The 13,355-nt window shown below is 68.4% G+C and carries 11 protein-coding genes and 1 pseudogene; 8 read left to right on the top strand and 4 right to left on the bottom strand.

Features of this window, described 5'->3' with window-relative positions; translation table 11 throughout:
- Window positions 1-6 precede the first annotated feature (6 nt).
- From GY40_RS17545 to GY40_RS17530, 4 genes are read left to right on the top strand one after another with little or no spacing between them, the layout of a single operon-like run.
- The gene (locus tag GY40_RS17545) at window positions 7-612 is read left to right on the top strand and encodes a K(+)-transporting ATPase subunit C (protein WP_038364835.1); all 606 of its coding nucleotides are present in this window, start codon (window positions 7-9) and stop codon (window positions 610-612) included.
- A 49-nt stretch (window positions 613-661) separates the two neighbouring features.
- Window positions 662-3,367, top strand: a complete 2,706-nt coding sequence (locus GY40_RS17540; RefSeq protein ID WP_038364833.1) for a sensor histidine kinase — start codon at window positions 662-664, stop codon at window positions 3,365-3,367.
- Entirely contained in the window at window positions 3,364-4,056 is a 693-nt protein-coding gene (locus GY40_RS17535; RefSeq protein WP_038364830.1) for a response regulator, read from the top strand. The genes GY40_RS17540 and GY40_RS17535 overlap by 4 nt, the downstream gene beginning before the upstream one ends.
- A 40-nt stretch (window positions 4,057-4,096) precedes the next feature.
- Window positions 4,097-4,543 (top strand): PTS sugar transporter subunit IIA, encoded by a 447-nt coding sequence (locus GY40_RS17530; RefSeq protein WP_038364828.1) that lies wholly within the window; start codon window positions 4,097-4,099, stop codon window positions 4,541-4,543.
- A 21-nt stretch (window positions 4,544-4,564) separates the two neighbouring features.
- On the opposite strand, the pseudogene GY40_RS17525 reads toward GY40_RS17530, so the two are convergent.
- Window positions 4,565-4,753: pseudogene (locus tag GY40_RS17525) on the bottom strand (helix-turn-helix domain-containing protein); the annotation flags it as partial.
- Window positions 4,754-5,027: 274 nt separating this feature from the next.
- On the opposite strand from GY40_RS17525, the gene GY40_RS17520 reads away from it, so the two are divergent.
- From GY40_RS17520 to GY40_RS17510, 3 genes are all read left to right on the top strand, one after another.
- Window positions 5,028-5,471, top strand: a complete 444-nt coding sequence (locus GY40_RS17520; RefSeq protein WP_156115986.1) for a hypothetical protein — start codon at window positions 5,028-5,030, stop codon at window positions 5,469-5,471.
- Window positions 5,472-5,696: 225 nt separating this feature from the next.
- A complete protein-coding gene (locus GY40_RS17515; RefSeq protein ID WP_038365228.1) occupies window positions 5,697-6,716 on the top strand; it encodes an MraY family glycosyltransferase in 1,020 nt (339 codons plus the stop codon).
- Entirely contained in the window at window positions 6,709-7,638 is a 930-nt protein-coding gene (locus tag GY40_RS17510; RefSeq protein WP_038364822.1) for an NAD-dependent epimerase/dehydratase family protein, read from the top strand. Before GY40_RS17515 ends, GY40_RS17510 begins: the two co-directional genes overlap by 8 nt.
- On the opposite strand, the gene GY40_RS17505 is transcribed toward GY40_RS17510, so the two are convergent.
- The 3 genes from GY40_RS17505 to GY40_RS17495 form a co-directional block, all read right to left on the bottom strand.
- Window positions 7,562-9,517: an SDR family NAD(P)-dependent oxidoreductase gene (locus GY40_RS17505; protein ID WP_038365225.1), complete on the bottom strand. Its 1,956-nt coding sequence runs from the start codon at window positions 9,515-9,517 to the stop codon at window positions 7,562-7,564. The genes GY40_RS17510 and GY40_RS17505 overlap by 77 nt on opposite strands.
- A 70-nt stretch (window positions 9,518-9,587) precedes the next feature.
- On the bottom strand, window positions 9,588-10,184 hold the full coding sequence (locus GY40_RS17500) for a TetR/AcrR family transcriptional regulator (RefSeq protein WP_038364820.1): 597 nt from the start codon (window positions 10,182-10,184) through the stop codon (window positions 9,588-9,590).
- Between the two features lie 211 nt (window positions 10,185-10,395).
- A complete protein-coding gene (locus tag GY40_RS17495) occupies window positions 10,396-11,877 on the bottom strand; it encodes a cobyric acid synthase (protein WP_197062769.1) in 1,482 nt (493 codons plus the stop codon).
- Window positions 11,878-12,201: 324 nt separating this feature from the next.
- Between GY40_RS17495 and GY40_RS17490 the strand changes: the two genes are divergently transcribed.
- Window positions 12,202-13,353, top strand: coding sequence for an aminotransferase (locus tag GY40_RS17490; protein WP_038364818.1), 1,152 nt, complete (start codon window positions 12,202-12,204; stop codon window positions 13,351-13,353).
- Window positions 13,354-13,355: the final 2 nt, after the last annotated feature.

Below are 13,355 nucleotides of genomic sequence, written 5' to 3'. Positions count from 1 at the left end.
GCCACCATGCTCAAGCAGATCCGCCCCGCTCTGGTGATGATCCTCGCCCTCACGGCGATCACCGGCCTCGTCTACCCGCTGGCGATGACCGGCATCGCCCAGATCGTCTTCCCACGCCAGGCCAATGGCAGCCTGATCGAGAAGGACGGCAAGATCATCGGCTCCAGCCTGATCGGCCAGAATTTCACCGGCGAGCGCTATTTCCACGGCCGCCCCTCGGCGACGGTCGCGACCGATCCGGCCGACAGCACGAAGACCATCGACGCGCCCTATAATGCCGCGAGCTCCGGCGGTTCCAATCTCGGCCCGACCAGCCAGAAGCTGGTCGAGCGCATCAAGGCGGATGCCGAGAAGCTCAAGGCCGAGAATCCCGGCGCGCCGGTGCCGATGGATCTGGTGACGACCTCGGGCAGCGGGCTCGACCCGCATATCTCGCCGCAGGCCGCCTATTTCCAGGTCGCGCGCGTCGCCAAGGCGCGCAATGCCGACCCTGCGGGCATCAAGGCGCTGGTCGACGCCCATGTCGAGCCGCGCAAGCTCGGCTTCCTCGGCGAGCCCGTCGTCAACGTGCTCGCGCTCAACCTCGCCCTCGACGGCGCCGCTTCGCGCTGACACAAAGGCAATGGCGGCTCCCGATCCGCCATTGCCCCGCGATACCGACATGCCAACCGCCGAGAATCATCGCGAGATCAGGGCCAGGCCCTCGCCCGAGGCGCTGCTCGAAAGCGCCCGGCGGGAGGGGCGCGGCCGCCTGAAGATCTTCCTCGGCGCGGCGCCGGGCGTCGGCAAGACCTATGAGATGCTGACCTCCGGCAGGGCCCGGAAGGCCGAGGGCATCGATGTCGTCATCGGCATCGTCGAAACCCATGGCCGCAAGGAGACGCAAGGGCTGGTTGACGGCTTCGAGATCGTCCCGCGCCGGAGCGTCGACTACAAGGACCGCGAGCTGGAGGAGATGGATCTCGATGCCATCCTGGCCCGGCGGCCGGCGCTCGTGCTGGTCGACGAGCTCGCACACACCAATGTCCCCGGCAGCCGCCATCCGAAGCGCCATCTCGATGTCGAGGAACTGCTCTCGCAGGGCATCGACGTCTACACCACGCTGAACATCCAGCATGTCGAGAGCCTGAACGACGTGGTCGCGCAGATCACCCGCATCCGGGTGCGCGAAACCGTGCCGGATTCGGTTCTCGACCGCGCCGACGACATCGAGGTCATCGACCTGACCCCGGCCGACCTGATCAGGCGGCTCCAGGAGGGCAAGGTCTATCTCGGCAATACGGCTCGGCGCGCCATCGAGAACTACTTCTCGCCCGGTAACCTGACGGCCCTGCGCGAATTGGCGTTGCGCCGCACGGCGCAACGGGTCGACGAGCAACTGCTCAGCCATATGCAGAGGCACGCGATCCCCGGCCCCTGGGCGGCAGGGGACCGCATCCTCGTCTGCATCGATGACGGTGCCGGCTCCGCTGCCCTGGTCCGCCTCGCCAAGCGCCAGGCCGACCGGCTGCGCGCGCCCTGGAGCGCGCTCTATGTCGAGACGCCGCGCGCCGCCGCGCTGACGGAAGCGGCCAAGACGCGTGTGGCCGGCGCGTTGCGGCTCGCCGAGCAGCTCGGCGGCGAGGCGGTCACCCTGCCGGGACAGGACGTTGCCGGCGAGATCATTCGCCATGCGGCGGCGAACAACGTCACGCAGATCGTCGTCGGCAAGCCGGCCAAGCCGCGCTGGCGCGAGCTGTTCAGCGGCTCGGTCTCGCATGACCTGATCCGCCGCGCCGGCGACATCAGCGTGCATGTCGTCTCGGTCGCGGAAGGCGAGAAGGACGCCCGCCCGCTCGCAGCCGACGGCCCGCGCCCGTTCAGCCTGCGGCCCTATCTCGGCGTGCTCGTCTCGGTTGCGATCGCGCTCGGCGTCGCCGAACTGCTCAGCCAGGTCATGGACCTTCGCAATATCGCGCTGGTCTTCTTGATGAGCGTGCTGATCTCGGCCGTCACCGGCGGCTTCTGGCCGGCGCTCCTCGCTTCGGTCCTGAGCGCGCTGGCGCTGAATTTCTTCTTCATCCCCCCGCTCTACACCCTGACGATCAACGACCCGGAGAACGCGGTCGCGCTGGCCTTCTTCCTGCTCGTCGCGGTGATCGCCAGCAACCTCACCGCGCGCGTCCAGCGCCAGGCCGATGCCGCCCGCCAGCGCGCCCGCACCACGGAGGATCTCTATCTCTTCTCCAAGAAGCTCGCCGGCACGGGCACGCTCGACGACGTGCTCTGGGCGAGCGCCTTCCAGATCGCCTCGATGCTGCGGGTGCGCGTCGTGATCCTCATGCCCGAGGAGGGCTCTCTCGCGGTCCGCGCCGGCTATCCGCCCGACGACACGCTGGTCGATGCCGATATCGCCGCGGCGCGCTGGGCCTGGGAGCATAACCGTCCGGCCGGGCGCGGCGCCGATACGCTGCCCGGCGCGAAGCGCTTCTATCTGCCGTTGCGCACGGGGCGGACCGCTGTCGGCGTGATCGGCCTCGACGACGACCGGGAAGGCCCGCTGCTGACGCCCGAGCAGCAGCGCCTGCTCGATGCGCTGGCCGATCAGGCAGCCGTCGCCATCGAGCGCATCCAGCTCGTCGCCGATGTCGACCGGGCCAGGCTCGCAGCCGAGGCCGACCGCCTGCGCTCGGCGCTGTTGACCTCGATCTCGCACGATCTCAAGACGCCGCTGGCCTCGATCATGGGCGCCGCCGGCACCTTGCGCGACTATCGCAACGCCTTGCCGGAGGACGACCGCGCGGCCCTGCTCGCGACCGTGATCGACGAATCCGAACGTCTCAACCGCTTCATCGCCAATCTGCTCGACATGACCAAGATCGAATCCGGCGCGATGGAGCCGAATGCGGCGCCGGTGGATGTGGCCGAGGTGGTCGGCAGCGCGCTGCGCCGCGCCGCGAAGATCACCGCCGGCCATCGCGTCGAGACCGGGCTTCCCGAAGATTTGCCGATGCTCAGGCTCGATCCCGTGCTGTTCGAGCAGGTGCTGTTCAACCTCGTCGACAACGCCGCCAAATACGCGCCGGCCGGCAGTACGATCGCGATCAGCGCCCGGCTGGATGACGGCGCGGTCGCCATCGAGGTCGCCGACGAAGGCCCGGGCCTGCCGCCCGCCGATCTGGAGCGCGTCTTCGACAGCTTCTACCGGGTCAGGAAGGGCGACCAGGTTCGCGCCGGCACCGGGCTCGGCCTCTCCATCTGCCGCGGTTTCGTCGAGGCGATGGGTGGCACGATCAAGGCCGGCAACCGGCAGGACCGCACGGGCGCGGTCTTCACGATCCGGATGCCCAGCGAGGCGCGGCAGGACAGGTTGGAGCCGCTGACATGACGACATCGGATATCGAGGTTCTGGTCGTCGACGACGAGCCGGCGATCCGCCGCCTGCTGCGCGTCGGCCTCTCGACCGAGGGCTATGCCATCCGCGAGGCCGCCACGGCGCGCGAGGCGATCGAGCGGATCGCGGAGCAATTGCCCGATCTCGTCATCCTCGATCTCGGCCTGCCGGACATGCCCGGCCAGGAGCTGCTGCGGAAATGGCGGGAGGAGGCGCTGGCGCTGCCGATCGTGATCCTGTCGAGCCGCACCGACGAGGCCGGCATCGTCGAGGCGCTCGAGAACGGAGCCGACGACTACGTCACCAAGCCTTTCGGCATGAAGGAGCTCGCGGCGCGGTTGCGGGTCGCGCTGCGTCACAAGCTGCAGCAGCAGGGCGAGAAGCCGATCTTCCAGACCGGCGAGCTCTCGGTCGATCTGGTCAAGCGCATCGTCCGGCTGGGCGATAGGGAAGTGAAGCTCTCGCCGAAGGAATACGATATCCTGCGCATCCTCGTGCAGCATGCCGGCAAGGTGCTGACCCACCAATATCTGATGAAGCAGGTCTGGGGCGCTTCGGCCGACGTGCAGTATCTGCGGGTCTATGTCCGGCAGCTCAGACAGAAGATCGAGCGCGCCCCCGACCAGCCGCAATACATCACCACCGAAACCGGCGTCGGCTATCGCCTGCGCGAGGCGGAGTGAGCCGGCCTCCGGCCCGCCCGAACGTGACGAAGACCAAAGCATGACCCCGTCCGACATCATCCTCCCACGCTCCATCATCGCGCTTTCGGCGCGCTCGAAGGGCGCGCTGCTGCAGGCGCTCGCGCGAACGGCCGCCGAACAGCTCGCGCTGCCGCCGGCCGCCATTCTCGATGCGCTGATCCGGCGCGAGGCTCTCGGATCGACCGGGGTCGGCGGCGGGGTCGCCATGCCGCATGCGCCCGTTCCCGGGCTGGAGAAGCCTTTCGGCCTGCTGGCGCGTCTCGAACGGCCGGTCGCCTATGAGGCGATCGACGGCAGGCCGGTCGATCTCGTCTGCCTCGTGCTGACGCCCGAGAACGGCGGCAAGGGGCGGATCGACGCGCTCGCCTGCATCGCGCGGCGGCTGCGCTCGCCGGAGGCTTGCGATCGGATTCGCGGCGCCGCGAGCAGCGAAGACATCTATGCCATGCTGCTGGAGGGAAGCTGACGGAAAGGCGCGGCGGCGCCGTTACGAGGCCGCACCCTGCGGCGGTTCCGGCACGTCGTAGCCTTCGGCGGCGTAGAGGTTGATCTTGTTGCGCAAGGTGCGGATGGCGATGCCGAGCAGATTCGCGGCATGGGTCCTGTTCCCATCCGTTTCCCGCAAGGTCGCCAGAATCAGATCCCTTTCCACCTCCGCAACCGGCAAGCCGACGAGTTGGTCCATGACGGCCTGCTCATGTTCGAGGTCGTGCATTTGATCGTCCTTTCCGAGCCCCCAGAAGCCCCGCCGGACAGGTCAAGGGGAGGACGACGTGGTTAAGAAACCGTAAATCCATGCCGCGACGGGGCCTCAGGCCCGATGGCGCCGTGCCTTCCGTCGCTCCGCGGATGGGATCTCCACGCATCGATTTGTCGGCATGGGATCGAAATGCCCGCTCGCGCGTTGAGTCGTCGGCGCTGCTACCGGCGCGCGGAATAGGACGATGACGATGATCAGACAGACAGCAGTTTCCTTGGCCGCCATGATGATGCTGGCCACGCCGGCACTGGCGCAGCAGCGCAATCTCGGTCCCTCGACCGGCACGGTGCGGATCGAGCAGGTGCAGGCCGGCTTCATCGCCGGCGGCGAGGCCGGTGGCGGCACGCTGCGCTATCATGGCCGCTCCTATCCGATCACGGTCGGCGGCCTCGGCGTCGGCACGGTCGGCGCCTCCAAGACGACCGCCTCGGGCACCGTCTACGGGCTGCAGCGGGTCGGCGACTTCGCCGGGGCCTATGTCCAGCTCAAGGAGGGGTGGGCCGTCGGCGACCAGGGCCGCGGCACGGTCTGGCTGCGCAACGACAAGGGCGTGACCCTGCGCCTCGCCACGCGCCGGCAGGGCTTGCAGCTCTCGCTCGGGGCCGACGGTGTCCTGATTGGCTTCAAGCAGTAGAGCCCGTTGATTTGGACGGAGCCACGCGGTGGTCATCCCGGATTTGACCCGGGATCCATGCCGGAGCGCTTCCGATCAAGGCTCAGACATGGATTCCGGATCTCCGCTTCGCTGCGTCCGGGGTGACGCTGCTTTTTGTGAAAACACGGCACGTTCCAGCAAGGGCACTGCGCGATAGCCTCTAGGTTTTTGGGCCGCCTCGATTATGGTGCGGCCACCTTGGCTATCGTGCTCGTCCCCTTCGCGATCTCTGTCGCCGCCGCGCTAGCGGCGGCGCTGCTCTGCGTGCTGCTGCGTCCGCTGCTGCAACGCTACGCGCTGGCGCGCCCCAACGCCCGCTCGAGCCACACGGTGCCGACACCGCAGGGCGGCGGCATTGCCGTGCTCGCCGGCGCGTTCCTGGCCATCGCGCTGGCTTTCGGCCTGAGCCCCGTCGAGGCCGAAGCCGGGCGTGCGCTGCTCGTCGTCGCAACGGGAGCGACGGTGCTCGCCGTGGTCGGCGCCTGGGACGATATCCGGCCTCTGCGGGCGAGCCTGCGATTGGCGCTGCAGGCGGCCTGCGTCGGCTTCGTGCTGTTTCGGGCCGCGCCGGAACTGCGGTTGTTCCCGGAATTCCTCCCGCTCGCCGTCGAGCGGGCCTTGGCGCTTGTCGCCGGCATCTGGTTCGTCAATCTCGTCAACTTCATGGATGGGCTCGACTGGATCACCGTCGCCGGCATCGTGCCGCTTGCGGCGGCCCTCGCATTGGCCGGCAATGCGGGCGTGATCGATCCCGCCACGGGCTGGCTCGCGGCTGCCCTCTGCGGCGGGCTCATCGGCTTCGCGCCCTTCAACCGGCCGGTGGCGAAGCTCTTTCTCGGGGACGTCGGCTCGCTGCCGATCGGCTTGCTGACCGCTTATCTGCTCTATCGTCTCGCCGGGACGGGCGCCTTCGCGGCGGCGCTCATCCTGCCGCTCTATCATGTCGCCGATTCCACCATCACGCTGCTGCGGCGCCTCGCCGGCGGCGAGAAGGTGTGGGAAGCGCATCGCTCGCATTTCTACCAACAGGCCACCGTCAACGGCTTCAGCGTCCGCGGCGTCGTCGGACGGGTCGCGTTGCTGAACATCGTCCTGGCGGCGTTGGCGGGACTGTCGATCGCTTGGCCGGGTCTCTGGGTTCAAGGCGCGTGCCTGGCATTGGCGGCCATGCTGACGGGCCTGCTGTTACGTGCCTTCGCGACGCCACGGGCTGGCCATGGCTGAGGGAACCGTCCTCCTCACCGGTGCCAGCGGCTTTGTCGGGCCGCATGTCGTGGCGGCGCTGACGGGTGCGGGCTGGCGCCTGCGGCTCGCATTGCGGCGGCCGGTCCCGGTGCCTGCCGGCGTCGAGACGGTTAAGATCGGCGATCTCGCCCAACCGCTGGATTGGAGCGAGGCGCTGCGCGGCGTCGACCATGTCGTGCATATGGCGGGTCTCGCCCATGCCGGGCCGGGGCTCGACGAGGCGCTCTACCAGCGCATCAACACCCAGGCGACGCTGGAGCTGGCGCAGGCGGCGGTTACGGCGGGGGTGCGCCGCTTCGTCTATCTCTCCTCGATCAAGGCGCTGTCGGGTGCCTTCGACGGGCCTCCGCTGACCGAGGATGCGGCGCCCGCTCCCGACGATGCCTATGGCCGCTCCAAGCTGGCTGCGGAGCAGGGCCTCGCGGCGCTCGCTCTCGACTGGGTCGCCTTGCGCCCGGTGCTGATCTACGGGCCGGGCGTCAAGGCCAATATGGCGGCCCTGCTGAAGCTGGCGAGGCTGCCGCTGCCCCTGCCGCTCGGCGGGCTTCAGGCACCGCGCTCGCTGCTCGCCGTCGAGAACCTCGCTGAGGCCATCCGCTTCGCCCTGACACCGGCTTGCCCGCCCCGGCGGAGCTACATCGTCGCCGATCCGGAGCCGGTCAGCGTCGCCGGGATGCTCACGGCCTTGCGCAGCGGCCTCGGCCGTGGATCCGGCTTGCTGCCGGTGCCGGAAGGCTGGCTGTGGCTGGCGGCGCGGCTGGCGGGGCGGGAGGAGACCTTCCTCAAGCTCGCGGGCAGCCTCGTGGCGCGCCCCGAAGGCCTGCTCAGCGCTGGATGGCGGCCGCCGGTAGAGACCGGGGCGGCGCTGGCGCGGCTGGCGGGCTCTGCTCGCGCCGGCTGAAATCCGGGATCGCCTCGTCGAGCACGGCGTTGGCGGCGGCGCGGTCATTCGCCTTGATGGCTTCGTCCAGTTGCGCGAGCCAGCTCTGGATCTTCGCCCGCCCGGCGAAGCTGGGCTTGGCGGCCATCACCCCGTCGAGGCCGGTCTCGGCCATGGGCTCGTCGCGGGCGAAAAGGATCTCGTTGAGCCGCTCGCCCGGCCGCACGCCGCTGACGACGATCTCGATATCCTCGCCGGGCTCGTAGCCCGCCAGCCGGATCATCCGCTCGGCCAGGTCCATGATCCGCACGGGCTGGCCCATCTTGAGCACATAGACGGCGGCCCGCTCGGAATCGGTATCCTCGGCCCCGGTATGGGACGCTGCCGTCAGCACGAGATCGCAGGCTTCGCGGATTGTCATGAAATAGCGGATCATGTCGGGGCTGGTGACCGTGACTGGCCCGCCGCGCGCGATCTGCGCCTTGAACTTCGGCACGACCGAGCCGGCCGATCCCAGCACATTGCCAAAGCGCACCGCGACCAGGCGCACGCCCGAGGCGGCCGCGACGAACTCGGCATCGCGCGACTGCGCATACATCTCGGCGAAGCGCTTCGTCGCCCCCAGCATCGAGACGGGCTCGATCGCCTTGTCGGTCGAGATCATCACGAAGGTCTTCGCTCCGGCGGCGATCGCCGCGTCGGCGACGTTCACCGAGCCGAAGATATTGGTCTTGATGCCCTCGCTCCAGTCGGCCTCGAGATAGGGCACATGCTTCAGCGCGGCGGCATGGACGACGATGTCGGGTTGGAAACCGGCGAAGAGCGGCATGATGCGCTCGCGGTCGCGGACATCGGCGAGCACGCCGGAGACGACCGTGTCGCGCTCCTGCACGGCGAGCAGCTCGGTGATCTGGAACAGGGCGGGCTCGGAGCTCTCGACCACCAGCAGCTCGGCGGCGCCGAAGGCGGCGCAGCGCAGGCAAATCTCGGAGCCGATCGAGCCGCCGCCGCCGGTGACGATGACGCGCTTGCCTTTCAGGAAGGCGCCGAGGCGCCCACGGTCGATGGTCACCGTCGAGCGCACCAGCAGATCCTCGATCTCCAGCGGCGCGACGTCGGTGTCGCGCGTGCCTTCGCCGGAGGCGTCGATCCGGGAGATCGGCACGGCGAGCCGGCGCGTCTGGCTGAGCCATTTCTCCGGATGGGCCTCGGGCACCAATGCGGAGGGCGTCGCGACGATGCGGCGATAGCCCTCGCCACGGTCCGCCGCCTCGCCCGCGACCGTCCCGATCTCCGAGAGCAGGCCGAGCACCGGCACGCCACGGATCGACTGGCCGAGATCGTCGTGACGCGGCGAGAGGATGCCGGCGGGGCGCAGCCGGCGCATCGTCCCGGCTTCCATGGCCCGGATCACCATCTCGACCTCGACGCCGCGGCCGAGCAGCAGGGCCGGCAGCACCGCCTCGCGCTCGGCATTGGTCCGGCCGCGGGCATATTTGAAGTAGCGATAGGCCAGGCGCGGGCCGCCGAGCAGGGCGATCTGGACCAGCCAGTAGAGCGCGATCGAGATCTTGCCGAAATAGAAGGCGCCGTAGAAATCCGGGGCGACGAGGAGATAATCGACCGCAAGCAGCGTCACCGTCAGGACCGAGACGGCCTTCACGATGTTGGAGAGGTCCGGCAGCGAGGCGAAGCGCCATTTCGAGCGGTAGAGCGAGAAGAACCAGTAGACCAGCCCGGCATAGGCGACGAAGAAGGGCAGGAAGCGCGGCAGATAGCGCAGATGCTCGGTGAGCTGGCGGCCCTCGAAGCGCACGACGAAGACGAGCCAGATCGCCAGCGCCGTCATCACCAGATCGTGCAGGACGATGGCGGACTTCTTCAGGTTCTGTTTGGGCAGGATGGCCATGTCAGCGGGGGTATCCCGCTCCCTCGGCGGCTTGTCAACGCGCGAGCCGGTCTAAAACGGGTCAGCCTCGTGGCGGTCGGGCTTCGAGCCCGCTCAAGACGAAGGAGATCATCTCGTCGGCCGAGGGGCCCGGCAGACATTCGAACTGGTTGATGAGCAGCGGGTGCATGAAGCGGGTCATCGCCGTGCGGATGCAGCCGGTCGCCTGGACCGGGTCGATGTCGCGGAACTCACCATTGGCGATGCCATCCACCACCACGCGGCGCAGCACGGCATCGAAGCGCTCGATATGGGCGATGATCGCGTCCCAGCTTTCCTCCATCGCCGCGCAGACCATCTCCTGCATCCGCACATGGCCGGCGAAGCGAGCGACATTGAGCCGGAACGAGGTCTCCAAGATATCGCGCAACCTGTCAGCGGCCGGCCGGTCCTGACCGGCGATGACGATCATCGCCTCTTCCTGCTCGCGCTTGTAGCGCTCCAGCACCGCCTCGTTGATCGACTTCTTGGAGTCGAAGAAGCGGTAGACATTGGCAGGACTCATCCGCAGGGACTTGGCGATGTCCGCAACGGTCGTCTTCTGGTAGCCGATGTCGCGAAAGAAGCGCTCGGCGGTGTCGACGATGGTCTGCCTGGTATCGCGTTCGGCGTGGGTCACGGCGCGGCCGCTTTGTTTGCTTTCTAGTGTAGGCGGTGAGTATTGATCGCTATGACGAATTTCGTCATTCGTCAACGCTATGGCGAATAAAAGTTTTTCTCCCATGTGGCAACAATCGCGCGCGGCCCAATAAGTTCCGCGCGGCGCGCGGGACGTGCGATTTCGGCGGGATGGATGCTTCTCCTCAACGGGGCAGGAACAGGATCCTCGCTCAAATCGCAGCGTCCCGGTGCCGGCGCGCGATCTCCAGCAAGGCTTCGACATCGAGATGCCCCGCGAGATGGGCGGCGAGATCGTCGAGGGTCTGCTCGATGAGCACGTCGAACCGGACATCCGAGCCTTGCGTGCCGCCGCCGATCGCGCCGAGCCAGGCCGCCCGCATCGCATCCGACGCGAAGGCGCCATGAAGATAGGTGCCGGCGACGCGGCCGTCCGGGCTGGCTGCGCCCTCGGCCCGGCCATCGACCGCGAAGGGCGCGCGCCGGGTGTCGGGGCCTTCGGTCCGGCCGAGATGGATTTCGTAGGCGCGTCCCTGCGCCGCGCTGGCCGCATGGGTGAAGCGGGTCTCGCGCACCGTCTTGGCGGCGTCGAGCACCGTCTCGACATCGAGCAGCCCGAGGCCGGGCGCCTCTCCGGCCGGCCCCTCGATGCCCGACGGGTCGCGGACGACGCGCCCCAGCATCTGGTAGCCGCCGCAGAGCCCGAGCACATGCCCGCCGCGACGGCGATGCGCCAGGATGTCGATGTCCCAGCCTTCGGCGCGCAGCGCGGCGAGGTCCCGCAGCGTCGTCTTGGAACCGGGCAGGATCACCACATCGGCGATCGGCAGGGGCTGTCCCGGTGGCACCAGCACCAGATCGACCTCCGCTTCGAGCTTGAGCGGATCGAGATCGTCGAAATTGGCGATGCCGGGCAGGATGGGCACGGCGATGCGGATGCGGGCACCGGGTTTGCGCTCGGAACGCAGATCGAGGCCGTCCTCAGCCGGCAGCCGGTGCGCCGCCGCGAACCAGGGCACCACGCCGAGGCAGGGCCAGCCGGTGGCTGTGGCGATGGTCTCGACGCCCGGCCGGAACAATTCGACCGCGCCGCGGAAACGATTGACGGCGAAGCCGCGGATCATCGCCCGGTCGGCGGGGTCGAGCACCGCATGGCTGCCGACGAGGCTGGCGATCACGCCGCCGCGGTCGATGTCCCCGATCAGGATGGCAGGCACGTCCGCGGCGCGGGCGAAGCCCAGATTGGCGATGTCGCGGGCGCGCAGATTGGTTTCCGCGGCCGAGCCGGCGCCCTCGACGATGACGAGATCGGCGTCGGCGCAGAGCCGCTCGTAGCTTTGCAGGACCTGCGGCAGGAAATCGCCGCGCCGGGCGAAGTCGCGCGAGGCGAGGCGACCGGCGACGCGGCCCTGCAGGATGATCTGGCTGCCCTGCTCGCCCTCGGGCTTCAGCAGGACCGGGTTCATGTCGGGATGCGGCGCGACCCGCGCGGCCCGCGCCTGCAGCGCCTGCGCCCGGCCGATCTCGCCTTCGGCGGTGGCGGCGGCATTGTTGGACATGTTCTGCGGCTTGAACGGGCGCACCCGCAGCCCGCGATCGGCGAAGAGCCGGCACAAGCCGGCGACGATCAGCGACTTGCCGACATTCGAGCCGGTGCCGAGAATCATGATGGCGGGCGTGCGGGCGCGGTCCATGCGCCTGCTTAGATCATCTGCGAGGGAAAGGGAGAGGCTTTGCGATCAAAGCAGGGCGTTTGCGCCGACGGGCCAGATGTCGCGAGGCCCCTGACATAATTCGCCGGCCTACTGCGGCATCCTGCTGCGCCAAAGGGGCGAAGTCGCAACGGGCGTCCGCCGTAGACCGGCTGAAAGTGAATAGACACTGACCGGTGATGAATGTCAACATTCATCATTCGATATTTTCAGGCGCCGGAACGACGACCCCGAACGGGGATGCACACGTTCCCACGGCATGGTAGAGCCGGGCCCAGCAAAAGCCTGCCGGACGCCGAAATCCCGATGAATCCGATCTTTTCCGCCCTTCAGACCAGTGTCTTCGAGGTCATGTCCCAGCTCGCGCGCGAGACCGGCGCGGTGAATCTCGGGCAGGGCTTTCCGGATGATCCCGGGCCGGAGGATGTCCGGCGCAAGGCGGCCGAGGCGGTGATCGATGGCTGGAATCAGTATCCGCCGATGATGGGCCTGCCGGAACTGCGGCAGGCGGTGGCTGTTCACTACAAGCATTGGCAGGGGCTCGATCTCGATCCCGACAGCGAGATCATGGTGACCTCCGGCGCGACCGAGGCCATCGCCGGGGCGCTGATGGCGCTGGTGACGCCGGGCGACGAGGTCGTGCTGTTCGAGCCGATGTACGACGCCTATGTGCCGCTGGTGCGCCGCGCCGGCGGCATCCCGAAATTCGTGACGCTGACGCCGCCTCATTTCGGCCTGACCGAGGAGGCGCTGGCGAAAGCCTTCTCCCCGAAGACGCGCGTCGTGTTGTTCAACAACCCGCTCAACCCGACGGCGACGATCTTCAGCGAGGCCGATCTCGACCTGCTCGCCGCCTTCTGCAACCGCTATGATGCGATCGCGGTCTGCGACGAGGTCTGGGAGCATGTCGTCTTCGACGGCCACCGCCATGTGCCGGTGCTGGGGCGGCCCGATATGCGCGAGCGCACCGTCAAGATCTCGTCGGCCGGCAAGATCTTCTCGTTGACGGGCTGGAAGGTCGGGCTGGTCATGGCGGCGCCCGCGATCATGCGGGTGCTGGCCAAGGCGCATCAATACATCACCTTCACCACCCCGCCGAACCTGCAGGCCGCGGTCGCCTACGGGCTTGGCAAGGAAGACGGCTATTTCGAAGGGATGCGGGCGGATTTCCAGCGCTCGCGCGACCGCTTCGCCACGGGGCTTCGCGACCTGGGATTCCAGGTGCTGCCGAGCGCGGGCACCTATTTCCTCAATCTCGATATCGCGCCGCTAGGCGAGCGCGACGATGTCGATTTCTGCCGCCGTCTCGTCACGGAGAACGGCGTCGCCGCCATCCCCGTCAGCGCCTTCTATGCGGAGGGGGCGGTGAAGAATGTCGTGCGTTTCTGCTTCGCCAAGCGCGATGCGACGCTCGACGCGGCGCTGGAGCGGCTCGCGGAGCGGAGCCCGCGCGGCTGATT

It is taken from the genome of Allobosea sp. UNC402CLCol (assembly GCF_000745475.1).
Classification (GTDB): domain Bacteria; phylum Pseudomonadota; class Alphaproteobacteria; order Rhizobiales; family Beijerinckiaceae; genus Allobosea; species Allobosea spartocytisi.
This window is presented reverse-complemented; position numbering and strand designations above follow the sequence as displayed.